This window comes from Brevibacillus parabrevis (genome assembly GCF_022701015.1).
GTDB classification, from domain to species: domain Bacteria; phylum Bacillota; class Bacilli; order Brevibacillales; family Brevibacillaceae; genus Brevibacillus; species Brevibacillus parabrevis.
Genome location: NZ_CP064090.1, coordinates 2,369,499 through 2,393,922 on the forward strand (window position 1 = coordinate 2,369,499; position 24,424 = coordinate 2,393,922).

Below are 24,424 nucleotides of genomic sequence, written 5' to 3' on the forward strand. Positions count from 1 at the left end.
CATGAGCAAAATCAACGAGCTGTTCGCCGGGAACATCCATGCGATCAACGTAGGGATCGAATTTTTCAAAGACGATATCATCAAGCAAAATGCGAATGCCACGCACCTGGAGTGGAAACCGCCAGGCGGCGGCAAGCCTGAACTGATCCGTGCGCTCGACAGACTGGAGAACGCGGCGCTGGCAGACAAAATCGCGGCGGCCAACAAGCTGGCAGTGGAGCGCATTATCAACTCGCAGCCGATGCTCGTCGGGTTTGACCAGGCCATCAACGTCGTGCCGGGCATGACCAAAACGACGATTTTGCACGCAGGACCTCCGATCACTTGGGACAAAATGTGCGGTGCGATGAAAGGTGCCGTAACCGGGGCGATCGTTTTCGAAGGTTTGGCAAAAGACATCGAGGAAGCAGAGCAAGTAGCCGCTTCCGGCGCAATTACTTTCTCTCCTTGCCACGAGCACAATTGCGTAGGCTCCATGGCTGGTGTCACTTCTGCTTCGATGTTCATGCACGTAGTGAAAAACAAAACGTACGGCAATGTCGCTTACACAAACATGAGCGAGCAAATGGCAAAAATTTTGCGCATGGGTGCCAATGACGAGAGCGTCATCACGCGCCTGAACTGGATGCGCGACGTACTCGGGCCGATGCTGCGCGACGCGATGAAGATCGCAGGCGAAATCGATTTGCGCCTCATGCTGGCACAGGCTCTCCATATGGGCGACGAGTGCCACAACCGCAACAACGCCGGGACAAGCCTGCTGATTCAAGCGCTGACCCCGCATATTTTGCAGACTGACTTCACGACCGAGCAAAAACGCGAAGTATTTGAATTTGTGGCAAGCAGCGACTATTTCTCCGGCCCGACGTGGATGGCTTTGTGCAAATGCGCGCTGGATGCGGCGCACGGAATCGAAAACAGCACGATTGTCACGACAATGGCGCGCAATGGTGTCGAGTTTGGCATTCGCGTGAGCGGCATGGCAGGCAACACCTGGTTTACTGGTCCTGCCCAAAAAGTGATCGGTCCGATGTTCGCAGGCTACAAGCCGGAAGACTCCGGTCTCGATATTGGAGACAGCGCGATTACGGAGACATACGGAATCGGCGGCTTCGCCATGGCTGCTGCTCCCGCAATCGTAGCGCTCGTAGGGGGAACGGTTGAGGAAGCGATCGGTTTTTCTACCACGATGAAAGAAATCACGACAGCGGAAAATCCGAATGTGACGATCCCGCTGCTGGACTTCCAAGGGGTAGCTACCGGAATCGACATTCGCCAAGTCATCCAAACAGGCATCCTGCCAGTCATCAATACGGCGATTGCCCACAAAGACGCCGGCATCGGCATGATCGGCGCGGGTATCACGTATCCGCCGATGGAAGCTTTTGAAAAAGCTCTCCTGGCTTTGACGGAGAGCATCAGCTAAAAACGTTTTGGACCAACAAGGCGCAGGAAGGCGGTTTGCGCTCGCGGCGCGACAGCAAGAAGTTAGCGCCGCGAGCAGGCTTTCCCGCGTGAGACTCTTTTCTTCCATGGATGGGAGTCTCCTATAGTGCGAGGAAGGTGAAAGTCATGGGACAACCCGCAGAGCAGATTTCGCCGGAGCAGCTGAAATCGTACGGGTATTCGGACGATATTTTGCCCAAGACGTCTGAACAAAGAGATTGGGGCGTGTTTCACTACATTACCGTTTGGATGGGCGCTGTTCACAACATCATGTCGTACATGACAGTCGCCGGATTTTTTGCGCTGGGACTAAGTGTTCCGCAAGTATTTTGGGCCGTCATGCTGTCTGCCGTGATCGTCTCGGCCGGCTATGTGCTGAACGGTCATTCGGCAGCGAAGTACGGCGTGCCTTTTGCCATGCTGCTCCGCGACTCCTTTGGCGTGAAAGGCTCGATTATTCCTGCCTTGTGCCGCGGACTGATTGCCGGAGTTGTGTTTTTCGGTGCGACAACGGTCGTTGGCGCCCAATCGTTGAACGTCATTTTTGCGAGAATTTTTCCTGATTACATGACGTGGGGAGCCGGATTCGATCTGTTCGGACTCAATTTCCCGACGATGCTCTCCTATCTTTTCTTGTGGATCATCACTGTGGCCCTGTTTTTGGGCGGAATGAACATTCTCAGCGTTTTCAGCAAATACTCGTCACCCGTCGTCTACATCTTCATTATCGGGGCGGCGATCTGGGCGATTACGATCGCAGGCGGAATCGGTCCGATCATGGAGTACGTTCCTGCCCAACCGATGGAAAATGGGCTAGTCTTCATCGCATGCGTAAGTGCGCTTGTATCGAACTGGGCTGGGCCGATTGTCAACATCTCTGACCTGACCCAGCGGGCAAAATCGCCGAAGGCTCCGCTTTATGGCTTGCCGATCGGAATGATCGTTTCCTACCTCCTGTTTGCCGTTACGTGCATCGGGTTGATCGTCGGAACGCAGATTGCCTTTGGAGAACCTATTTTCAATATCGTCGACGCAATTGGCAAAATTGACAATCCGTTTGCTGTCATCGTGCTGATCCTGGCTTTGAACGTCGGGGCGACCGGCTTTGTTGTTTTTGGAAATTTGTTGCCGGCAGGTCTGCAAATGACAGCGCTTTTACCTAAATGGTTTACCGTCAAGTCGGCCGGAATCTGGACGGCAGTCATCGGCACGCTCATCCTGCCCTGGAAGCTCGTCGAGAGCACGGCTACCTTGTACTTGTTTTACAGCTTTATCGGTTCCATGTACGGCCCGATCGCCGGAATCATGCTGTCGAGCTTTTACATCGAGCGCAGGCGCAAGCTCAACCTGGATACGATCTACGTGAAGCCGGGAGATAACGGCGAGCATGCCAGCGGCTACAACAAAGTGGCTTGCCTGGTCATGGCTATCAGCTTCCTGCTCCCGATGTCCGGGGCGTTCTTGCCCCAGGTGGCGATTTTGTCCATGTTGAACCAATTTGCTTTCTTCAGCGGGCTGATTTTGTCGTTCGTGCTCTACACGCTTTTTTACAAAAAGCAGTAAAGAAAGCGGACGACCTTGGCAAGCAAACAGCATGACTTTTTGCAAAAAGAAAAGGAGGTTTACCAATGGGAGAACTCGTTATTGTTGCTATCGGTGGCAACTCATTGGTGAGAGATAACGGTCGCGATTCGATCGCGGATCAATACGAAGCGGTGTGCGAAACCGCGATCAACATTGCCGACATGGTCGAGCAAGGCTTCCAGGTTGTCGTTACACACGGCAACGGCCCGCAGGTCGGCTTCGCGATGCGACGCTGCGAGATTGCCCATGAAGTGTCGGGAATGCCGACGATTCCGCTCGTCAACTGCGTGGCAGACACGCAAGGGGGCATCGGCTACCAAATCCAGCAGGCGCTCACCAACGAGTTCGCCAAACGCAGGATTGCCAAAAAAGTGGCGAGCATCATTACGCAGGTGGAAGTCAGCAAAGAAGACCCGAACTTCCAAAATCCGACGAAGCCAGTCGGCTCCTTCTTTACGCTGGAGCAGGCGGAAGCGATGAAAGCCGAGCATCCGGACTGGGTGTTCATCGAGGACTCCGGGCGCGGCTACAGAAGAGTGGTTCCATCGCCGAAGCCCATCGACATCGTGGAAAAAGAAGCGATCCGCTCGCTGATCGAAGCCGGATACGTGGTGATCGCGGCTGGCGGTGGCGGCATTCCGGTCGTCAAGACGGGGGAAAATACGTACGACGGCATCGACGCCGTGATCGACAAAGATTTTGCCACAAGCCTGCTGGCTGAACAAATCGACGCGCAGACGCTGATTATTACGACGGGCGTTCCGCAAGTGTGCATCCATTTTGGCAAGCCGGAGCAAAAGGCGCTTGAGCAAATCACGATAGAAGAAACGAAGCAGTATGTGCAGGAAGAGCATTTTGCCAAAGGCAGCATGCTGCCGAAAATCGAGGCGAGCCTGAGCTTTTTGGAGCATCGCGGGTCGCGGGTCATCATCACCAACCCGGAGAGCTTGAAAGACGCGATCGTCGGCAAAGCAGGCACGCACATCGTCAAACAATAACCCGATGCAAGGAGGACGCATGATCGTGGATTACATGAAACTGGCTGTAGAGAAAACTATCGAAGGGATGGAAAACAAAATCGGCGGGCCGTTCGGAGCGGCTGTCGTGCGCGGCGATGAAATTATCGCGGTGTGCAGCAACCGGATGATGGCGGATATGGACCCGTCCCAGCATGCCGAGATGGTCGCGATCCGCGAAGCGTGCAAAACGCTTGGCACGATGAATCTGGAAGGTTGCGAGATTTACGCCACGTGCGAACCTTGCCCGATGTGCGTAGGCGCGATCATCTGGTCCGGCATCAAGGTCGTCCACTATTGCTCGACTTCTCACGATGCGCATGAGCACGGCTTTTCCGACATGCACTTGCGCGACTACTTGACTGGCAAGGACAAGAGCGTCCTGAACATGATCAAGGTGGAGAAGCGCGAGGATTGCGATCACCTGTTTACGTACTTCCACGAGCTGAACAAAACGCAAAAGTAATCGCCATTTCAAAGAAAACAGTTGGGGTGAGGCAGCATGGATAAATCATTGCAAGGATTGCTGTGGAAAAAGGGTGACTGGGCCGCGTACTTCGGCCTGCTTGCCAACAACTTGACAAACCTTCTGACCATGATCGCTTTGTTGCTGTTTGTTGTCGGCTTTCCGGAAGAGATCGTGTATGGCCGCGTCGTTCCTGCGTTCGGCCTCGGAATCTTTCTCGCCAGCATCTGCTACTTTGTGTTCGGTTATTTTCTCGCCAAAACGACCGGGAGAAAAGATGTGACGGCACTGCCGTCCGGCCCGAGCGCTCCTTCGATTTTTACCGTGACGTTTCTCGTAATTTTGCCCGTCTATCTGTCTACCAAAAATGCGGAGTTTGCCTTTCAGATTGCCCTGGTCTGGTGCTTTTTTGAAGCGATGATTCTCGTCGTCGGTTCCTTTTTGGGCGATACGATCCGCCGCATGATTCCGAGAACGGTGCTGCTCTCTTGCTTGTCCGGGCTTGGCCTGCTTTTGCTCGCGATGAATCCGATGCTGCAATCGTTCGAGACGCCTGTTGTCGCGTTTGCTGTCCTCATCATCATTTTCTTGAACTGGTTCGGGAAAAAGCCGATTTTGGCGAAAATTCCTACAGGCTTTTTGCTGCTGGCGACTGGAACGATTCTCGCTTGGGCATTTGGCTTGCAAGATCCGGCAGCGATTGCTGCATCGATGCAATCGTTTGGCTTCAATCCGCCGACCGTGCATGTCGACTCGCTGATCCAAGGCATCCCGCACGCTCTGCCTTACTTGGCGTCTGCGGTGCCGCTGGGCTTGGCCAACTACATCTTTGACCTGGAAAACATCGAAAGCGCGCACGCTGCCGGCGACGAGTACAAAACAAGACAAGTGATGCTTGCCAACGGCCTGTCTTCGATCATCGGCTGCTTCTGCGGCAATCCGTACCCGGTCACTGTGTACGTTGGACATGCCGGCTGGAAATCTCTCGGCGCCGGAATTGGCTATACCGTCGCGACTGGCCTGTCGATGTTCATCATCTCGCTGTTCGGAATCGGGGCGTTCTTGCTTGCGGTCATTCCGGTAGCGGCGATTGTGCCGATTCTCGTCTATATCGGGATCGTCACAGCCAACCAGGTCGTGCGGGAGACGCCGAAGCTGGAAGTCCCGGTCATCTTCATCTGCATGTTCCCGTGGATTGCCAACTGGGCGTTGACCTTGACCAATAACGTGCTGTCCGCTGCCGGAACGACCGGGGCAAAGGTAGGGGTGGACGTGATGGCGAACAAAGGCGTTTACTACAACGGTTTGATGCATCTTGGCAACGGGGCGCCGATCAGCAGCATGGTCTGGGGGTGCATCGCGATCTTTGCGATTACAGACAAGCCGTTGCGGGGCGCAATCGCTGGTGCGGCGGGGGCCGCTCTGTCCTTGTTTGGCATCATCCACTCGCCAACGGTCGGCTTTGCCCTAGATTCGTCCATGCAGTTCGTCTACTCGTACTTGATGGTCGCAGCGATTTTTGTCGGCAAATACATGATGGACAAAAACGCACCGCTGGCTAAACTGCAAGAAAAAGACGCGAAGGCATAAGCTGGCTGCGGCTGCGTTGCGAAAAAGAAAAGCTGTGATCCGAAACGGGGTCACAGCTTTTTGTTGTTTGTCTGGACACTCTTTATTTGCAACCTTTCTATATGGGAAAACGTAAAATACTTGTGCCTTGGATAAAAAAGGAAGTAGGAGGCTCAAGTGACTATAACAAAGGAAAATGATTCCTTGAAAATCAGTCGGCACTGGGAGTCCCTTAATGCGGGAGATTTAGGATTATAAAATCAGGGAGGGGGTTCCCCGATTCGACCGCGAATCCCTGGATACCTTGCTAAAGCTCCTGTCGCAAAAGAGCCGAGTCATCTGCATATCCACTGACGGCATTTTCGGGCAAGCAACTGGTGCTTTTGCAGTTTGTTCGGAAAAAGCCGACTTTCCCATTTCCGCAAACTGCGTTTCTATAGTAGACTTGGAGCATATTGGAAACCGCGAGTAGAGGGGAGGCTGGCATGAAAAAACGGCGTATGTTGCTGCTGGGAGCCAGTGGATATTTGGGAGCGCAAATTTTCCATGAGCTACAGCAGGATGCAGATAACGAGGTTGTAGGCACGTGTTATTCTGCTCCGCCAACAGGAGAGCAGCTCGTGCAGGTCGACGTCACTCATCCCGCAGCGTTTGCCGCATTGCTTGCGGACTTTGCGCCGGAGGTCGTCATCTGGGCGTTGATGAGCGCGACCGATGAGCATGCTCTGATTACAGAAGGTTTGGACATTTTGCAGGCGCATCTGCCGCCAAAGAGCCGAGTCATTTTCATTTCCTCTGACGGCATTTTCGGACAAGGGACGGGTGCTTTTGCGGAGGAAGACCAGCCGCTGATGCTCTCTGAACGCAATCCGCTGGCCCGTTACTCGCGGGCAAAATGGCTGGGGGAAGAGCTTGTCCGGCAGCGCCGCGAACAGCATGTCATCGTTCGCATCGGCCCGCTCTACGGCTGCAATTCCCTGGGCAAATGGGACAAAAGAGCGGCGACGATTCGCCAGGAGCTTGCCGCTGGCCGACCGATCACCCGTACGAGCAATTTGTTCAAAACGTTTTTGCATGTACAGGATGCCGCTCAAGCGATCAAGGAATTGGCCGACAGCTCTTTCGTCGGGACGCTGCACCTCGGTCCCGCGCAAAAAGAAAGCTATTATTCTTTTGCTGTCACGCTGGCAAAAGCGCTCGGACTTGACTCTCGCCTAGTGACAGAGGATCGCCTGGATGCAGAAGAAGCCAGGGAAAAAGGGATTCCGCTGGATACCTCGCTGAACACAGGCAGGGCAAATGCGTTGTTGCGCACGCGTTTTCGCCAAGTGGGGGAAGCAGCGTGCAGCGCGGCAAAGGAAACAGAACGGCATTAGAAAAGAGGCAGGATGTGCGCCTGCGCTTGCACTGGCGAAACGATTCTGACCTTTTGCCACACTTGGAATGAATTTTCCGGAAAAGCGATCAAAACGGATGGCAGACAAAGGAGCGAAAAACATGAAAAAGATCGGATTAATCGGCGGCATGAGCTGGGAGTCTTCTCACGTGTACTATCGACTGATCAACGAAGCTGTAAAAGAACGACTGGGTGGGCTGCATTCCGCCAAAAGCATCATGTATTCCGTTGATTTTGCCGAAATCGCAGACATGCAGAGCGATGGTCGCTGGGACGAGGCGGGAGAGCAGATGGCAGAAGCAGCGCGGAGTTTGGAGGCGGCAGGTGCCGATCTGATCGTTCTGTGCACCAATACGATGCACAAGCTGGCGTCTTATATCGAGGACGCGACGAAGCTGCCCTTTTTGCACATTGCCGATGCGGCGGGAAAAGCGATAACCGCGCAAGGAATCAAGCGGGTCGCCCTGCTTGCTACCCGCTTTACGATGGAAGAATCTTTTTACACGGATCGCCTGCGCGAGCTTCACGGCATCGTGGTGCTCATACCTGATGAGCAGGAACGAAAAATCGTGCATGACGTCATTTACCAAGAGCTGTGCCGGGGAATCATTCGTGAGGAATCCAAGAGCGAGTATATGAAAATCATCAACCGTCTCATCAGCGAAGGAGCAGAAGGTGTCATTCTCGGCTGTACAGAGGTCGGCTTGCTGATTTCGGCCAACGATTGCGAGGTTCCCGTTTTTGATACATCTCTCATTCATGCGCAGGCAGCGGTAGAAGCGGCTTTGCTGAAAGCGGGAGAGTAAGCATGAATCCTTTTGCACAGACCCCGAAACCGCCCTACTACGCCGTCATCTTTTCCTCCCAGCGAACAGCGGGAGATCAAGGGTACGGGGAGATGGCGGACCGGATGGTGGAGCTGGCTGCGGAGCAACCCGGGTATTTGGGAGTAGAGAGCGTCCGCGACGAATCCGGCTTCGGGATTACTGTTTCCTACTGGGCCTCGCTGGAAGCGATTCGCGAATGGAAGCGGAACGAGGAACACCGGGTGGCACAGGAAAAAGGAAGACAGATGTGGTACGGCCATTACATCACGCGCATTTGCAAGGTAGAGCGCGACTACACCTTGTAAGTGCAAACAAAACGGTCATGACCGTTTGATTGACCGCAAGCGCAAGCGGCTACAGCCCATGTCATGAAAAACATCGAGACATTTTTCACAGAAAAAAGAAGGCTCCGTTTCTCTTTGCCTGGTGGCATGGAGGAACGGGGCTATTTATTTTGCAGCCAGCGTTTTTAGGGGGACCTCTCTTTTGAGCGACCGGAAGACGTGTTGAAAATCCAGCTCGCCTGCCACTTGCGCGAGACATTCGTCAACCAGGCGAGAGCAGGAAAAGAATTACACAACTAAAACAAACAAAAACCACTTAAAAACAATTCCTTTACGCTGGATTCACATCCACTTAATATTAGGCCCGTAAGATGGGACGTGAGGTCAGGAAATGAATATTCCACACAGGGGAGAGATTCTCAATGAGAAAGTGGCATTATCCTTTACTTGCGTCCTTTTTGTCGATCGCCTTTTTGGCTGGATGCGGACAAGCTCCACAGTCCCAAGCAAACACACAAGGAGCGGGGGCAAGTCAGGCGGGCCAACAGCAAGCTGCTTCGGGAGCGATTACCGTTTATACCGCGCTGGAGGACGACCAGATCAAGACATACCTGGAATCGTTCAAAGCGAAGTACCCGGATGTGAAGGTCAACATCGTGCGTGATTCGACCGGAATCATCACGGCAAAGCTTTTGGCGGAAAAAGACAATCCGCAAGCAGACGTCGTCTGGGGTACAGCGGCGACAAGCCTTTTGGTACTGGAACAGCAAGGAATGCTGGAAGGCTATTCGCCAAAAGGAATCGAGCGTGTCTCCCCTGAGTTCAAAGATACGAAAGAGCCTGCCAGCTGGGTAGGGATTGACGCCTGGGAAACGGCGATTGCCGTCAACACCAAAGAGCTGGAAAAGCGCAACTTGCCGATCCCCCGCACTTATGAAGATTTGATCAAACCGGAGTACAAAGGCTTGATCGTCATGCCGAACCCGGCTTCGTCCGGCACAGGACTGTTGACCGTCAACGGGATCATGCAGCTCAAAGGCGAGCAGGAAGGCTGGGCTTACCTCGACAAGCTGCACGAGAACATGGCGATTTACACGCATTCCGGCTCGAAGCCAGCGAAAATGGCGGCGTCGGGTGAGTATCCGATCGGCATTTCCTTCGGCTACCGTTCCATTACCGAGAAGAAAAAAGGCGCTCCCGTGGAAGTCGTTTTCCCGACAGAAGGCTCCGGCTGGGACGTGGAAGCGAACGGCTTGATCAAAAAAGCGCAAATCAAACCAGAGGCCAAACTGTTCCTCGACTGGGCAATCACGGATGAAGCGATGAAAGCCTACAACCAGAACTATGCCATCGTCAGCGTGAAGCAGGACGGCGCGCCACTGCCGGAAGGCTATTCCGTAGACCCGATCTCGCAACTGGTCAAGCTCGACCTGAAAAAAGCGGCGGAAAACCGCGACAAAGTTTTGGCTGAGTGGGAAAAACGCTACGCGACCAAGAGCGAACCCAAGTAAGCAGCGAGGAGAACAGCATGACACCATCCTATCTATCCATTCAAGGGGTCAGTAAACGTTTCGGTTTGTTTGCCGCTTTGGAGCACATCTCCATCGATATCGACAAAAATGAATTTGTCTGTCTGCTCGGCCCCAGCGGCTGCGGCAAAACGACATTACTGAGAATGCTGGCAGGATTGGAGCAACCGACAACAGGCCGGATGATCGTGGACGGCAGGGAGATTACCTCTCTGCCTCCGGCCAAGCGAAACATCGCGATGATGTTCCAGTCTTATGCGTTGTTTCCCAATTTGACTGCGGCGCAAAATATCGCCTTTGGGCTAGAGGAAAAAAAGCTGGGCAAAAAAGCGATTGCCGCGAAAGTGGAAGAGGCGCTGGACATGGTGGATTTGTCTCATGCCGCCGCCAAATATCCCGGACAGCTTTCGGGCGGCCAACAACAGCGGATTGCCTTGGCGCGGGCTATTGCGCTGTCGCCTGATGTGCTGCTGTTGGACGAGCCGTTGTCCGCGCTGGACGCAAAAGTAAGGCAAAAGCTGCGTCGGGAGATTCGCCGTTTGCATGAACAATACGGAATGACTACGGTCATGGTCACGCACGATCAGGAGGAAGCGCTGACCATGGCAGACAAGATCGTCGTGATGAATCACGGCGAGGTCGTGCAGGTGGGTACGCCGGAAGAAGTGTACAACAAGCCTGCCAACCCGTTCGTCGCCGATTTTATCGGAGCGATCAACTTTTTTGCTCCCGATCGCTTTGAGCACAAGCAAGCAGACAACCAGCGATTGTTCGCCATCCGTCCCGAGCATGTGCGGCTTTTGCCGGACGAATCGGAGTGCGGCATCCCGGCAATCATTTCCGAGATGGAGTTTCGCGGTTCCTTTTACCGGATGTTTCTCGCCTGGGAAGAGAGCGGTCAGAGCGCGCCTGATGTGCTGACGCTCGATCTGTTGGCGACCCAGGCCCGCAAGCTGGGGCTTGTGCGCGGGCAAAAAGTGTGGCTGGAGTTCCCGCTGGAAAATCTGCTTTGTTTTGAGCAGGCAGACGCCAGCGCAGGACGGGGGTGAGCGCAATGAACGGAGTTGTTACCGCGCCAAAAGGCAAGGCGGGGCAAAAGTGGCTGATTGTGCTCGTCGTGGCCGGGCTGTCTGCCAGCGTGCTGCTGCCGCTCATCCAATTGTTTTCCAAAGCGTTTTACGACAAAAATGGCCTGTTCGTCGGCTTGGATAACTTCATCACCTACTTTTCCACTCCAGCGCTGTCGCAGTCGCTTCACAACACGCTGTATATTTCCTCCATGACTACGGCAATCGCCGTTTCACTCGCCTTTTTGTTCGCCTATGCCCTGACGCGCAGCGGCATCCGGGGAAAAGGCTTCTACCGGGCGGTCGCGCTGCTTCCGCTGTTCGCACCGACGATGATGCACGGGATTGCCTTGACGTATTTGTTCGGCAATCAGGGACTGGTGACGACGGGGATTTTCGGCTTGCTGCCGTTTCAGTGGGACGTGGATCTGTACGGGCCAGTCGGGATCGTTTTGGCGGAAATCGTCTACGTGTTTCCGCAGGCGTACCTGATTTTGGCCGTCTCGCTCGCTTTTGCCGACTACCAGCTATACGAAGCGGCGGATACGCTCGGCGCCGGACATGTGCGCAAATTGATGACGGTCACGCTTCCCGGCGTCAAATACGGGATCGTCAGCGCCTGCTTCGTCTGCTTCACGCTTTCGTTTACCGACTTCGGGGCGCCAAAAGTAGTGGGCGGACAGTTTTCCGTGCTGGCCACCGATATTTACAAGCAAGTCATCGGGCAGCAAAACATGACGATGGGAGCTACCGTGGGACTGCTGCTGATCATCCCGGCGCTCGTGGCGTTTATCGTGGACAGAATCGTGGAGCGCAAGCAGCATGCAGCCGTCACAGCCAAGTCCAAAGAGTACCGGATCAAGGCAAACGGCTGGCGCGACCTGTTTTATACGGTTGTTTGCCTGGGCGTCAGCGGATTTTTGCTCTTGCTGATGGCGACAGTGGTGTTGGCTTCCTTCATTCAGGTGTGGCCGTACAATCTCGACTTCAGTATGGTTCACTACGATTTTTCCAATGTCGCAGGCGAAGGCATCGAACCGTTGTGGAACAGCATTGTCGTCGCTGTATTGACGGCGGTGATCGGTACATGCGTGACGTTTGTCGCCGCGTATGCGATTGAAAAGTCGCAGGTGTGGAAGGGGCTGCGCCAGGCAGGGTATTTCCTGTCGATTCTTCCTTTGGCGCTTCCCGGACTTGTGATCGGCCTGGCCTACATTTTCTTTTTCAACAATCCGGCCAACCCGCTGCACGGTCTGTACGGCTCGCTCTGGATTTTGATTTTGGCCAACGTCATTCACTTTTTCGCGGTAGGCTTCATCACGGCAACAACCGCGCTGAAAAAGCTCGATCCCGAGTTCGAGCAGGCAGCCGAGTCGATGGGCATCGGGCAAATGAAGCTGTTTTGGCGGGTGACCGTTCCGGTTTGCATGCCTGCGATCATCGAAATGCTCGTGTACTTTTTCATCAACGCGATGGTGACGATCTCGGCGGTCGTGTTTTTGTACGCAGCGGATTTCAAGCTGGCGTCCGTCTCCATCGTCAATATGGATGACGCGGGCGATATTGCCCCGGCGGCAGCCATGTCGGTATTGATTGTCGTCCTCAACATCATCGCCCGTGCAGGCGCGGAGTGGATCAGCGCGAGACTGCGCAAGCGCACGGCAAGAACAGAGCAGGAGAAAGGACAGGTGGCATAAATGAAAGCAGTCATTTTCGATTGGGCAGGCACGATGGTGGATTACGGGTGCTTTGCGCCGTTGGCAGTGTTTTTGCAAGTGTTTGAGAAAAGAGGGATTGAACTGACGGCAGCAGAGGCACGCGAGCCGATGGGGATGCTGAAGCGCGATCATATTGCGGCGCTGTGCCGGATGGAGAGGGTCGCTGAATTGTGGAAAGAAAAATTCGGCCGCTATCCGAACGAGGCAGATGTAGACGACTTGTACGCTGATTTCGAGCCGATGCTGATGGCGACGCTGCACGATTACGCGACTCCTGTGCCGGGAGCGCTTGCGCTGGTGGCGCGGCTGCGCGAGCGGGGAATCAAGATCGGCTCGACTACAGGCTATACGCGGGAAATGATGAACGTCGTCGCCGCAGCGGCGAAAGAGCAAGGCTACGAGCCGGATTGCCTCGTGACGCCAAGCGAAGTGCCCGCAGGCAGACCGTATCCGTGGATGTGCTATCAAAATGCGATCCAGCTCGATGTGTATCCGTTTGGCGAAATGGTCAAAGTAGGCGACACGACGAGCGATATGCGGGAAGGCAGAAATGCGGGCATGTGGACAGTAGGCGTCCTCAAAGGCGGAAGCGAGCTTGGTTTGTCGCAGCAGGAAGTAGCGAACATGCCAGCGGACGAGCTGGAAGAGCGGCTTGCAAGCGCTGCCGCCAGATTGCAGGCAGCAGGAGCGCACTATGTAATCGAAGAAATCGGACGGCTGGATGACGTGTTAGCGAAAATCGAGCTGCGCCTGAAGGCGGGAGAGCGTCCGTAACGTCAAAAGGTTCCAGCAGGCACGAAAGACAGAAAGGATGAGAAGCATGACGCAAACAACGACAACCGACAACCCGTATTTGCTTTTGACGCCAGGGCCATTGTCTACCTCGCGAACCGTGCGGGAAGCGATGATGCGCGACTGGTGCACGTGGGATCGCGACTACAACGAGCTGGTGCAGTCTACGCGTCAAAAGCTGGTCGGATTGGCAACCACGCAGACGGATGATTATACAAGTGTACTTATGCAAGGCAGCGGCAGCTTTTGTGTCGAGGCGGTCATCAGCAGCGTGATTCCAAAAGCGGGCAAGCTGCTGGTGCTGACAAACGGAGCGTACGGCGACCGGATCGTCCAGATGGCGCAAGTGCATGGCATTCATACAACGGTGATCGATTTTGGCGAGCTGGCCCAGGTGGAGGCTCGCGCAGTCGAACAGGCGCTGGCAGCAGATGGCGCGATTACGCATGTGGCTGTCGTTCACTCGGAGACGACGACAGGCATGCTCAATCCGATTGCCGAGATTGGAGCGGCGGTCAAAAAATACGGCAAGGTGTACATCGTCGACGCCATGAGCAGCTTTGGCGGCATTCCGCTCGACGTGGCAGAGCTGTCGATCGACTTTTTGATTTCCAGCGCCAACAAGTGCATTCAAGGCGTACCAGGCTTCGGCTTCGTCATCGCGAAGACGTCCGAGCTGCACAAATGCGCTGGCGTGGCCCGCACGCTGTCCCTCGATCTGTACGACCAGTGGAAAACGATGGAGGAGCAAAACGGCAAGTGGCGCTATACGTCTCCTACGCACGTAGTCCGGGCCTTTTACCAGGCGTTGCTTGAGCTGGAGCAAGAAGGCGGAGTAGCGAAAAGATATGAGCGCTACAAGCAAAATCAGGCGATTCTCTCAGAGGGCATGGAGCGTCTCGGGCTGCGCGTTCTGTTGCCAAAAGAGTCCCAGTCTCCGTTCATCACTTCCTTTTACTATCCGGAGGTGGAGTCGTTCTCTTTTGCAGAGCTGTACGAGCGATTGAAGCAGGCGGGCTTCGTCATCTATCCGGGAAAGATATCGCAAGCAAATACGTTTCGCATCGGCAATATCGGCGAAGTGTACCCGGCGGATATGGAGCGGTTGCTGACAGCAGTGGAAGCAAACCGATTTTGGCTGTAGACGATTTTTTTTGACCCGAAAACCAACGAAATCAACAATAATCCAACAGGACAATCCTTGATTGTCGCGGCAAATACCACTACAATTCAAGAGAGGGGAAAAAACGGAATAAAATGGTTGTTGTTTCCTTCTCAAGCTGACAGCAGGTGCAAACGGCAAGATTCACGTCAGGAATGGGACGGCAGCGATGGTCAGCCGCCCATCTGGCTTCAAGTACGTAAATAGGGGGACAAGACCGGTGTCGTTGTTCGGGGAAGAGCGTAAGCAGATCATATTGCAGTTGGTCAATTCGAATGGCAAGGTAAGGACAAACGAGCTGGTAGAAAAGCTGCAAGTATCTTCAGAATCGATTCGCCGCTATCTGGAAGAGCTGGAAGCGGAGAAAAAGCTGAAGCGCGTCTATGGAGGAGCAATCAAGCTGAACGTAGATCGCACAGAACCATCCCACCTCAGCCGCGAAGTCATGAAGGCAGAAGAAAAGCGGAGAATCGGGCGGGTAGCGGCCGAACTGGTGCAGGACAGCGATACGATCGTGATCGATGAAGGCACGACGCCTCTCCAGATGATCAGCTTTTTGCTCAACAAAAAGGATTTGACCGTCTTGACCAGCTCGATCACGGCGCTCAATCTGCTCATCGAGTACCAAAACAACGGCTTGCTCAACGCAGAGGTCTACTTCCTGGGCGGCCGAGTGAACGCGAAGCATTACCGTGTGGGCGGTCCGTTTGCTGAAAAAATGATGAAGTCCTTCTACGTGGATAAAGCGTTTCTGTCCATGGACGGTCTTTTGCTGCACAAGGGCTTGACCTGTTATGACCCGGAGCGTGCAGAGCTGGCGAAGCATTACATTGAAAATGCGAACGAGAACATCGTCCTCGCCGATCATTCCAAAATCGGGATCAGCACGTTGTGCAAGGTTGCCGACCTCAAGGAAATCGACATGGTCATCAGCGATACGGCGGCTCCCGAGGAATGGAGCGACGATTTGCAAGCCAAAGGCGTTACCTGGCTGGTAGCCAAAGAACTGTAAATAACGACAAGCGAGACAGGCCGGATTTCTTTGTGCGAGAAATCCGGCTTTTTGGCGTGCAGCGCCTGACTTGTCCAAACAGAAGCGGCAAAAACATTTTGATCGTGCGGATCGTGAGTTTGGACAAAAAAAACTGGAGAACGTGCATTGTTTGTCGGCATGGAACCACATATGATCATGATGAAAAAAGTTGTGAGAATGATAATCATCATAAGCTCATCAGCAGAAGAGAGAGGGTCGAAAAAATGGGGAGAAATAGTCGGAAGATCGTCATGACATGGTTGGCTATCTTGCTGATCGCGATGGCAGGACTGGCAGCGTGCGGCGAGAAAGCAGCGGAGCCGCAGGCGACAGGCTCGACACAGCAGCAGCCAGCTGAACAAAAACCAGCCGCTGACGACAAGGCAGCAGCGGCAGAAACAAGAGTTGTCCGCGATGCGTACGGGGAAGTAACCATCCCGGCCCATCCGCAAAGAGTCGCAGCCATCTACCAGGAAGACTACTTGCTCGCGCTCGGTGTGACGCCGATCGTGCAATGGTACCATCCGGCGTGGGGCAAGCAAGATTACCTCAACCTGAACGTCCCGCAGTTTGACATTACAGGCAGCATGGAAGCTTTGATCGCGGCAAACCCTGATCTGATTATTGTAGACGGGGGCGCGGATGCGCAAAAATACGAGCAATACAGCAAAGTCGCGCCTACGTATAAAATCCCGGACGAACTGCGCAATGACACCATTGGTCGGCTGAAAAACATCGCGGACGTATTGGGCATCCCGGAAAAAGCCGATGAGGCTGTGAAAAAGTACGAGGCAAAAATGTCCGATGCCCGCGCGAAGCTGGAAAAAGCAATCGGCAAGGAAAGCGTAGCCGTCATCCGTCTTAACGTAGGAGACAAGCCGACACTTGCCCTGTTCGGAGAAGGCAATGCGTACACTGGCATCATTTACAAGGAGCTTGGACTTGCCCCGTATGAAGCGGCGAAAAATCAGGACACGCACGTCGTCTTGAGCGAAGAGGCGATTCCGACAATCAATGCCGATCACATCATCATCTTCCCGTCGAACGGCGGCTGGGATTCTGCGGAAAACAAAGAGGCGCTGAAAATTCTTCAAGACCCGCTGTGGCAATCCGTCCCTGCCGTGAAAAAAGGCCACGTCTATCAGATGAACCGGACGCATTGGCAGTCTGGCGCCATGCTGGCCAATATGATGAAAGCCGACGATCTGGTGAAGACATTCGTCAAATAAACCGAGCTGTACAGGCGAGCAGAACAAAGACAGGGTGTCCCGAAAGGCAGGTGAAGCTGCGCGGGGCACCTTCTTTTTTCACGGGAAGCGCACATTTGAAAAGGTTCGGACCCGCTCTTTTGCTTGGCAAACCCGGCTTATCCCCGTATAATATACAATGATAATCATTCTCATATAATAGGTGAGGATATGTATACAAACGGGACAGAGAATCAGTTGTATCCGTCGTCCATATACGTGCTGACGGGGATAGAGCGAGGGGTTCTTGCATCGCATGCTTGCCAAGACAGCCATGAACAGAATGATTATGCTATGTTCGTCACGACAGACGGTTCAGGTGTCCTGCAAATCGATCAAACCAGCTATCGGCTGGGGGGAGAGAGCTGCTGGATCACGGAGCCTGGTCAGCATGTGCGCATCTGCACAGCCGAGCGGGATTTGGAATACTATCGCTTGACCTTTCGGATGGTGCCATTGCAACCGCAGGGAGAAGAGGAGCTTTGGTTTCGCACAGGAGAGATGGTCTGCACTCCTTTTTCCAAATTAGTCGAGGGCATTGAGGAAATATACGCCGTGCGGGATGAGACGGATCGGCTGGTGCGTTACAGCAGTCACGTACGCTTCGAGACGGTTCTGTCTGACCTTTTCCAGCAAAATGCAACCGGAGGGCCGATGCAGGACCCGCTTCGCGCCGTGGAGCGCTCGATTGAATATGTGAAGCAGCATTACCAGGAGGCGCTGACGGTCGAGCAGCTTGCTTATGAGGCAGCGGTTCCGCGCTGGCGCTATACGCAGCTGTTCAAAGAGCTGACCGGACAAATTCCGCTCGATTATATCAACGGCTTGCGGATCAACCGGGCCAAACAGCTGTTGCTTCTGACAGCGGATCGGGTGCATGAGATCGCGCAAAATGTCGGGTTCAACAGCGAATATTACTTCAATCGCCGCTTCAAGCAAATGGTCGGGCTGGCTCCCGGCAAGTACCGGAATGTCCACCGCGACGATCTGCGCGTCGTCTCTTTGTTTATGGAAGACTACTTGTGTTCGCTTGGCATTACGCCGATTGTGCAATGGGCGCATTCGTACTGGGGCAAGCAGGACTATCTCGGCTTGCAAGACGTCCCGACGTTTGACGTGCTGAAGGATGAAGTGCACGCTTTGTCCAACAGCAACCCGGATGTGATCATGTTGCGTTCCTGCACAGGCTGGGAATCGGCTCACTACGAGCAATGTGCCAAGATCGCGCGGACATGCATGGTGCGCGAGCTCGGGTCAGACTGGCGATCGACGATGCGGATTTTGGGCGATTGGCTGAATCGGCGAGACGCAGCCGACAAGGCGATCGAGCATTATGAAAAAAAAGCCGCCGCTGCCCGCAGCAAGCTGTCAAGCAGCATGAAAGGGCAGACCGTCGCCTTTTTGCGCGTATCGGCAGACATGATCAGCGTGGAAAAGTCGTACTCGGCCCCTGTCATGTTCGACGATTTGGGCATGCAGCCGCATATGCTGGTCAGGTCGCTCTCTGTGCAGGAGGCAAGAGCCGGGGTGTCGTGGGAATGGCTCTCTGCGCTTGACGCCGACCATATTTTTTACGCTTTTGACAAATGGCATGGAGAAGGAACCGATGCGGAAAAGCTCCAGGTGCACCACCCCGTCTGGCAATCGCTGCGGGCTGTGCGTGACAAGCGGGCGTACGAAGTCGATTTCATGACGTGGATGAATCACGGCATCATCGCCAACCAGAAAAAAATCGAGCACATTTTGCACGTGCTGGCCTAGCATGGACCACGATTGTTGCAAACATACAAAAAAGACCACTCTTTTGTCCATTGACACTCTTTTTGTCAATCGCCTAAAATCCTACTATGATAATAAGAATCAATTTCATGAATTTAGCGAAAGGGAAGGGGAAAGCAACATTTCGTGCATGTACATAATGAATGGAAAAGGTGGCTAGCATGGGTCAACAGACACACACCCTGAAGCAGGGGAGTACATCAAAACAGGAACAGTTTCGCTCGCGGCCATGGGCAGCAACGCTGATCCTCACGGGCGGAGTTTTTGCCTTGATTCTCGGAATGTTTCTGTCTGTCTCATTCGGGGCAGCAGATATTCAGTTTTCTGTCGTTTGGGACGCTATTTTTCATTTTAATCCAGATATTACGCAGCATCAGATCATCCAGGAAATACGCCTTCCCCGCTTGCTCGGTGGAGCGATGGTCGGGGCCAGCTTTGCTGTGGCAGGGGCGATCATGCAAGGGATGACTCGCAACCCGCTTGCCGACTCCGGTTTGCTCGGGCTGAATGCGGGAGCAGGTTTTGTCATTGCCCTCTGCTTTGCCTTTTTCCCGGGGCTGCCTTTCATGTACTTGATCTTGTACGGGTTTTTGGGCGCAGGTGTAGGCGCAGGACTTGTTTACGGAATTGGCTCGATGGCAAAAGGCGGGCTTACTCCGGTGCGGCTCGTGCTTGCAGGGGCAGCGCTTAGCGCCCTGTTGTCTGCTCTTAGCGAAGGGATTGCGCTTTACTTCAAAATTGGACAGGATTTGGCTTTCTGGTACGCAGGCGGGGTAGCCGGGACAAAATGGTTCCAGCTCAAAGTGATGTTCCCGTGGATTGCCGCTGCGATCCTCGGGGCGATTGTGTTGTCGCGTTCCATCACGATGCTCAGTCTCGGCGAGGACATTGCCAAAGGCTTGGGCCAGCGAACAGCGCTCGTCAAACTGGCGGGTACGGTCATCGTCCTGATTTTGGCAGGTTCGGCTGTCGCTGTCGTCGGTGCGGTTGGCTTCGTCGGACTGATTATCCCGCACTTGACGCGTTATTTGGTCGGGGTCGACTATCGGTGGATTATTCCTTGCTCTGCCATTATGGGCAGCTTGCTCGTCGTTTTTGCCGATTTGGCAGCCAGAATGGTGAATCCGCCTTACGAAACACCTTTGGGCGCCCTGATTGCGCTGATTGGCGTTCCGTTCTTCCTTTACTTGGCTCGTAAAGAAAGAAGGGAGATGTAAATCATGCAACCAGCTACTGCGCAAATCGATGCCCGCAAACGCAGCAGGGGCATCCTCGTCATGATGATTTTGTCTGTGCTCATTTTGATTGCGTTCATCATCAGCATGAACACAGGATATATTCGCTTGTCGCCAATGGATTTGCTCATGACCTTGTTCGGGTCTGGCACCGAGAAGCAAAGCTTGATTTTGTTCGACTTCCGCTTGCCGCGCATCGTCATTTCGCTTTTGATCGGAGCAGGTTTGGCGGTTTCCGGCTGCATCATTCAAGGGATTTCCCGCAACGCGCTGGCTGACCCCGGCATTTTGGGGATCAACGCAGGTGCGGGTTTGATGGTTATGCTGTTCATTTCCTTTTATCCGTCGACGGCTGCCGCTCCTGTTTTCCTGTTGCCTGTCCTGGCGCTGGTCGGAGCAAGCTTGACCGCAGCCCTGATTTTTGTGCTGTCTTACAAGAGACATAAAGGCTTGTCGCCAATTCGCATTCTGCTGACCGGGATCGCGGTCGCAGCGGGGATGAGCGCTGCGATGATCGTGCTGACGCTCAAGCTGAGCCCTGACAAGTACCAGTTTGTCGCAACCTGGCTTGCCGGAAGCATTTGGGGAACCAACTGGAAATTCGTTCTGTCGCTGCTCCCGTGGATTGTCGTCCTGCTGCCGTTTGTCTTTTACAAAGCGCGTGTGATGAACGTCCTGAATTTGGGAGAAGAGCTGTCCATCGGTCTTGGCGCTCCGGTCGCAAGAGAACAGTTGAAGCTGTTGGCCGCATCGGTCGGACTGGCGGCATCTTGCGTGGCTGTCAGCGGCGGGATCGGCTTCGTCGGTCTGATTGGCCCGCATTTGGCGCGCAGACTTGTCGGACCGAAACACGAAATGCTGCTGCCGACATCGGCCTTGGCAGGCGCGCTCCTGGTTATTGTTGCTGATACGATCGGACGCTGGATTTTGCAGCCGTCTGAAATTCCAACAGGCATTGTGGTTGCTGTCATCGGAGCCCCGTACTTCTTGTACTTGCTTGCCCGTTCGAAGTCGTAGAGAAAAAGAAAGGCTTTCATCGTGCGGTGAAGAGGAGGAGGATTCGGTATGCTGCGTCGCTTTTTTGCGTACTACAAGCCGTATATGGGGCTGTTTATAGCAGATTTTTCTTGCGCGATTTTGGCCGCGCTGCTTGAACTGGCGTTTCCGCTTGCTGTCAACCGGGTTGTGGACGATTTGCTTCCGAGCGGAAACTGGCTGCTGATCCTGTACGCGTGCCTGGGGCTTTTGGGCATTTACGTGGTCAGTGCGGCCTTGCACTACGTCGTTACCTATTACGGACACAAGCTCGGCATCAATATTGAATCGGACATGCGCAAAAAGCTGTTTGATCGGGTGCAAAAGCTCTCGTTCCGCTTTTTCGACAACAACAAGACCGGACATCTCGTATCTCGCATGACGAACGACCTGATGGATATCGGGGAGATCGCTCACCATGGCCCGGAAGATTTGTTCATCGCGGTCATGACATTGCTGGGCGCCTTCGGTATCATGCTCAGCATCAACTGGCAATTGGCGGTGCTGACTTTTATCATCGTGCCTTTAATGATTTATTTGTCGATGTATTTCAGCCGCAAAATGTCCCGCGCTTTTGACCGGATGTTTGCCGATGTAGCAGACTACAATGCGCGCGTGGAAAACAACATCAGCGGCATTCGCGTCGTACAGGCGTTTGCTAACGAAAAGCATGAAATCGCACGCTTTGCAGAGAACAACGGGCGCTTCCGCCTGACCAAGCTGCTCACGTACCGCATCATGGCGTGGAACTCGTCGTTGAGCTTTATTTTGATGAAGCTGGTATCGCTGTTTGTCCTCGTGTGCGGAACGTATTACGTCATCCAAGGAAAGATGACGTACGGGGAGTTTATCGCTTTCGTGATGCTGTCGAACGTCTTTTTGAACCCGATTCAGCAGATCAACAACGTCATCGAGACGTTTCCAAAAGGTGTTGCCGGATTCAAGCGCTACCTGGAGTTGCTGGAGACAGAGCCTGACGTCGACGATGCGCCAGACGCGAAGCCTGTCAGCAATCTTCGCGGCGACATCCGCTTCGAGAACGTAACGTTTGGCTATGAAAACAAGGAAAAAGTGCTCCAGGGATTGTCGCTGTCCATTCGCGCTGGCGAGACGGTCGCGCTCGTGGGACCTTCCGGGGCAGGAAAAACGACACTGTGCAGCTTGCTTCCCCGTTTTTACGATGTGGACAGCGGCTCGATCATGATTGACGGCATCGACATTCGTTCCATGACGCTGGAGTCGCTTCGTTCGCATATCGGAATCGTGCAGCAGGACGTCTTCCTGTTTGACGGATCGATCCGGGAAAACATTGCCTACGGAAAGCTTGGCGCGACCGATGAAGAGTTGTGGGACGCAGCCAGACGGGCACAACTGGAAGACGTGATCCGCGCCTTGCCAGAAGGACTGGATACGCTGATCGGGGAGCGGGGCGTCAAGCTTTCCGGCGGTCAAAAGCAGCGGTTGTCGATCGCCCGGATGTTCCTGAAAAACCCGCCGATCCTCATTTTGGATGAAGCGACCTCTGCTCTCGACACCGAGACGGAAGCGGCGATTCAGCAGGCGCTTGCAGAGCTGTCCCACGGACGCACGACGCTCGTGATCGCCCACCGCCTGGCGACGATCAAGAACGCAGACCGGATCATTGTCGTCGCCGAACAAGGCATCGCCGAGCAAGGGCACCACGACGAACTTTTGCAAACGCAAGGCGTGTACAGCAGGCTGCATCAAGCGCAGTTCAGTTCATAGACGATGAAACGGCTGTGATTGTCCGTGGCGTTTCTTCCACAAAAAAAGCGAGCGTTCTTCCGCATGAGGCGGGGGACGCTCGTTTTGCTGTGCTATATGCTAAGTTATGCGCCTTGTACAAGCGGGGCAAAAAGCAGCTGTAAACAAGGAAATCATTGTATAATGTACGGGTAGACATGTTCGTGAAAAGAAAAGCGTATCCTCCAGTTGGTGAGGAACAAGTTGGAGGGTGTTTTGCAGTCGAATCAAACGATAGAAGCTCCCTGTTTGCTATAATACATAGCAAGAGCATGTAGCGGGACAGGAAGGAATGGTAAGCATGATCGACCGATTGGACCATCTGGTGTTGACCGTCCGCGACCTGGAAGCGACTTGCCAGTTTTACGAGCGCGCGCTTGGCATGCAGGTTGTCACCTTCGGCAATGGCAGAAAAGCTTTGCATTTTGGCGCACAAAAAATCAACCTGCATGTGGCAGGACACGAGTTTGAGCCGAAAGCGGGACAGCCGTTGCCAGGCTCTGCTGATTTGTGCTTGATCGCTTCTGTGCCGCTTGCGGCAGTCATCGCCAAGCTTGCCAGCTGCGGGGTGGACATCGAGGAAGGGCCAGTGCACAGGACAGGTGCAGCGGGACTGATCCGTTCGGTTTACGTGCGCGACCCCGACCGGAATTTAATCGAAGTGGCGGAATATGTGGACACACGCGAAGCTGAGCCAATTGAGCGAGGGACGGATGTGGACACACGCGTAGCTGAGTCAATTGAGCGAGGGGCGGATGTGGGCACACGCGAAGCTGAACCGATCGAGCGAGGGACCGATGTGGACACGCGCGAAGCAGCCGACCCAATTAAGCAAGAGCCGGGCGTCCAGCGGATTTTGCAAGTGCTGAACGAGCGCGAGCCGGGGTTTATGGGAGCGAAGCAAACGGGTGTGTTTGGCATTTTGCTTCCTTTGGTGAAGATGGAGGACGGCAAGCTGGGGGTTTTGTTCGAAAAGCGGGCAAGCACGATGCGCAGGCAGGCCAATGAAATCTGTTTCCCCGGTGGACGGGCGGAAGAGGGCGACGAATCGCGCTGGGCGACAGCCCGCAGGGAAACGAGCGAGGAGCTGGGAGTGCCGCTCACAAGCATTCACTACGTCGGCGAGCTGGATCGGTTGATCGGTCCGGGCCATTCTGCGATTTACCCGTTTGTCGGCTACGTGGAGGACATAGCGAAGATGAAGCCGAATCCCGATGAAGTGGGAGAAGTGTTTATCATCTCGCTGGAACGACTGGCTGCCGCTGAGCCTGCGACATACACTTCAGCGCTTGTGAACGAGCCGGAGGATGATTTCCCTTATCACCTGATTCCGGGCGGCAAAAAGTATCCGTGGCGCACAGGCACAGTCGAGCATCTGTTTTACGAGCTGGACGGACGAGTCATCTGGGGGCTTACTGCGCGAGTTTTGGCCCATTTTCTTGAATTGATTCGCCACGAGCCATGACCCTGCCCTC

Annotated in this window: 20 protein-coding genes; all 20 read left to right on the forward strand. The window is 54.2% G+C overall.

The features are described 5' to 3' along the window. Position 1 precedes the first annotated feature (1 nt). The 20 genes from IRJ17_RS11335 (at position 2) to IRJ17_RS11430 (ending at position 24,414) form a co-directional block, all read left to right on the forward strand. Complete coding sequence (locus IRJ17_RS11335) at positions 2-1,426, forward strand: YlbE family protein (RefSeq protein ID WP_122965949.1); 1,425 nt, start codon at positions 2-4, stop codon at positions 1,424-1,426. A 146-nt stretch (positions 1,427-1,572) separates the two neighbouring features. After that, positions 1,573-3,009: a cytosine permease gene (locus IRJ17_RS11340; protein WP_122965948.1), complete on the forward strand. Its 1,437-nt coding sequence runs from the start codon at positions 1,573-1,575 to the stop codon at positions 3,007-3,009. A gap of 65 nt (positions 3,010-3,074) precedes the next feature. Continuing rightward, positions 3,075-4,028, forward strand: a complete 954-nt coding sequence (arcC, locus tag IRJ17_RS11345) for a carbamate kinase (RefSeq protein ID WP_242774707.1) — start codon at positions 3,075-3,077, stop codon at positions 4,026-4,028. A 25-nt stretch (positions 4,029-4,053) separates the two neighbouring features. Further along, a complete protein-coding gene (locus IRJ17_RS11350; protein ID WP_122965997.1) occupies positions 4,054-4,512 on the forward strand; it encodes a nucleoside deaminase in 459 nt (152 codons plus the stop codon). Positions 4,513-4,548: 36 nt separating this feature from the next. Then, complete coding sequence (locus tag IRJ17_RS11355; RefSeq protein ID WP_242774710.1) at positions 4,549-6,102, forward strand: xanthine permease; 1,554 nt, start codon at positions 4,549-4,551, stop codon at positions 6,100-6,102. A gap of 464 nt (positions 6,103-6,566) precedes the next feature. Further along, a complete protein-coding gene (locus IRJ17_RS11360) occupies positions 6,567-7,457 on the forward strand; it encodes a sugar nucleotide-binding protein (RefSeq protein WP_242774713.1) in 891 nt (296 codons plus the stop codon). A gap of 121 nt (positions 7,458-7,578) precedes the next feature. Further along, positions 7,579-8,283, forward strand: coding sequence for an aspartate/glutamate racemase family protein (locus tag IRJ17_RS11365; protein WP_242774715.1), 705 nt, complete (start codon positions 7,579-7,581; stop codon positions 8,281-8,283). 2 nt (positions 8,284-8,285) lie between these two features. Further along, a complete protein-coding gene (locus tag IRJ17_RS11370; RefSeq protein WP_122965943.1) occupies positions 8,286-8,609 on the forward strand; it encodes an antibiotic biosynthesis monooxygenase family protein in 324 nt (107 codons plus the stop codon). A 401-nt stretch (positions 8,610-9,010) separates the two neighbouring features. After that, the gene (locus IRJ17_RS11375) at positions 9,011-10,099 is read left to right on the forward strand and encodes a putative 2-aminoethylphosphonate ABC transporter substrate-binding protein (RefSeq protein WP_122965942.1); all 1,089 of its coding nucleotides are present in this window, start codon (positions 9,011-9,013) and stop codon (positions 10,097-10,099) included. Between the two features lie 17 nt (positions 10,100-10,116). After that, positions 10,117-11,166 carry an ABC transporter ATP-binding protein gene (locus tag IRJ17_RS11380; RefSeq protein WP_242774717.1) on the forward strand — a complete coding sequence of 350 codons (1,050 nt, stop codon included), beginning with the start codon at positions 10,117-10,119 and terminating at the stop codon, positions 11,164-11,166. 5 nt (positions 11,167-11,171) lie between these two features. Then, the gene (locus tag IRJ17_RS11385) at positions 11,172-12,881 is read left to right on the forward strand and encodes a putative 2-aminoethylphosphonate ABC transporter permease subunit (protein ID WP_242774718.1); all 1,710 of its coding nucleotides are present in this window, start codon (positions 11,172-11,174) and stop codon (positions 12,879-12,881) included. Next, a complete protein-coding gene (gene phnX, locus IRJ17_RS11390) occupies positions 12,882-13,676 on the forward strand; it encodes a phosphonoacetaldehyde hydrolase (RefSeq protein ID WP_242774720.1) in 795 nt (264 codons plus the stop codon). A 46-nt stretch (positions 13,677-13,722) separates the two neighbouring features. Next, positions 13,723-14,838 (forward strand): 2-aminoethylphosphonate--pyruvate transaminase, encoded by a 1,116-nt coding sequence (phnW, locus tag IRJ17_RS11395; RefSeq protein WP_242774722.1) that lies wholly within the window; start codon positions 13,723-13,725, stop codon positions 14,836-14,838. Positions 14,839-15,076: 238 nt separating this feature from the next. Continuing rightward, on the forward strand, positions 15,077-15,868 hold the full coding sequence (locus IRJ17_RS11400) for a DeoR/GlpR family DNA-binding transcription regulator (protein WP_122965937.1): 792 nt from the start codon (positions 15,077-15,079) through the stop codon (positions 15,866-15,868). Between the two features lie 245 nt (positions 15,869-16,113). Continuing rightward, positions 16,114-17,118 carry an ABC transporter substrate-binding protein gene (locus IRJ17_RS11405; protein ID WP_217022381.1) on the forward strand — a complete coding sequence of 335 codons (1,005 nt, stop codon included), beginning with the start codon at positions 16,114-16,116 and terminating at the stop codon, positions 17,116-17,118. Positions 17,119-17,430: 312 nt separating this feature from the next. Next, positions 17,431-18,897 (forward strand): AraC family transcriptional regulator, encoded by a 1,467-nt coding sequence (locus IRJ17_RS11410; protein WP_242774727.1) that lies wholly within the window; start codon positions 17,431-17,433, stop codon positions 18,895-18,897. A 179-nt stretch (positions 18,898-19,076) separates the two neighbouring features. Further along, positions 19,077-20,132: a FecCD family ABC transporter permease gene (locus IRJ17_RS11415; RefSeq protein ID WP_122965934.1), complete on the forward strand. Its 1,056-nt coding sequence runs from the start codon at positions 19,077-19,079 to the stop codon at positions 20,130-20,132. 3 nt (positions 20,133-20,135) lie between these two features. Beyond that, on the forward strand, positions 20,136-21,167 hold the full coding sequence (locus IRJ17_RS11420) for a FecCD family ABC transporter permease (RefSeq protein ID WP_122965933.1): 1,032 nt from the start codon (positions 20,136-20,138) through the stop codon (positions 21,165-21,167). 48 nt (positions 21,168-21,215) lie between these two features. Further along, positions 21,216-22,931 (forward strand): ABC transporter ATP-binding protein, encoded by a 1,716-nt coding sequence (locus IRJ17_RS11425; RefSeq protein ID WP_122965932.1) that lies wholly within the window; start codon positions 21,216-21,218, stop codon positions 22,929-22,931. 319 nt (positions 22,932-23,250) lie between these two features. Further along, on the forward strand, positions 23,251-24,414 hold the full coding sequence (locus tag IRJ17_RS11430; RefSeq protein WP_242774730.1) for a VOC family protein: 1,164 nt from the start codon (positions 23,251-23,253) through the stop codon (positions 24,412-24,414). Positions 24,415-24,424 lie beyond the last annotated feature (10 nt).

Coding starts and splice junctions, on each gene's coding strand:
- IRJ17_RS11335 (WP_122965949.1), top strand. CDS start 2: ATGAGCAAAATCAACGAGCTGTTCGCCGGGAACATCCATGCGATCAAC.
- IRJ17_RS11340 (WP_122965948.1), top strand. CDS start 1,573: ATGGGACAACCCGCAGAGCAGATTTCGCCGGAGCAGCTGAAATCGTAC.
- arcC (WP_242774707.1), top strand. CDS start 3,075: ATGGGAGAACTCGTTATTGTTGCTATCGGTGGCAACTCATTGGTGAGA.
- IRJ17_RS11355 (WP_242774710.1), top strand. CDS start 4,549: ATGGATAAATCATTGCAAGGATTGCTGTGGAAAAAGGGTGACTGGGCC.
- IRJ17_RS11360 (WP_242774713.1), top strand. CDS start 6,567: ATGAAAAAACGGCGTATGTTGCTGCTGGGAGCCAGTGGATATTTGGGA.
- IRJ17_RS11365 (WP_242774715.1), top strand. CDS start 7,579: ATGAAAAAGATCGGATTAATCGGCGGCATGAGCTGGGAGTCTTCTCAC.
- IRJ17_RS11370 (WP_122965943.1), top strand. CDS start 8,286: ATGAATCCTTTTGCACAGACCCCGAAACCGCCCTACTACGCCGTCATC.
- IRJ17_RS11375 (WP_122965942.1), top strand. CDS start 9,011: ATGAGAAAGTGGCATTATCCTTTACTTGCGTCCTTTTTGTCGATCGCC.
- IRJ17_RS11380 (WP_242774717.1), top strand. CDS start 10,117: ATGACACCATCCTATCTATCCATTCAAGGGGTCAGTAAACGTTTCGGT.
- IRJ17_RS11385 (WP_242774718.1), top strand. CDS start 11,172: ATGAACGGAGTTGTTACCGCGCCAAAAGGCAAGGCGGGGCAAAAGTGG.
- phnX (WP_242774720.1), top strand. CDS start 12,882: ATGAAAGCAGTCATTTTCGATTGGGCAGGCACGATGGTGGATTACGGG.
- phnW (WP_242774722.1), top strand. CDS start 13,723: ATGACGCAAACAACGACAACCGACAACCCGTATTTGCTTTTGACGCCA.
- IRJ17_RS11405 (WP_217022381.1), top strand. CDS start 16,114: ATGGGGAGAAATAGTCGGAAGATCGTCATGACATGGTTGGCTATCTTG.
- IRJ17_RS11410 (WP_242774727.1), top strand. CDS start 17,431: ATGTTCGTCACGACAGACGGTTCAGGTGTCCTGCAAATCGATCAAACC.
- IRJ17_RS11415 (WP_122965934.1), top strand. CDS start 19,077: ATGGGTCAACAGACACACACCCTGAAGCAGGGGAGTACATCAAAACAG.
- IRJ17_RS11420 (WP_122965933.1), top strand. CDS start 20,136: ATGCAACCAGCTACTGCGCAAATCGATGCCCGCAAACGCAGCAGGGGC.
- IRJ17_RS11425 (WP_122965932.1), top strand. CDS start 21,216: ATGCTGCGTCGCTTTTTTGCGTACTACAAGCCGTATATGGGGCTGTTT.
- IRJ17_RS11430 (WP_242774730.1), top strand. CDS start 23,251: ATGATCGACCGATTGGACCATCTGGTGTTGACCGTCCGCGACCTGGAA.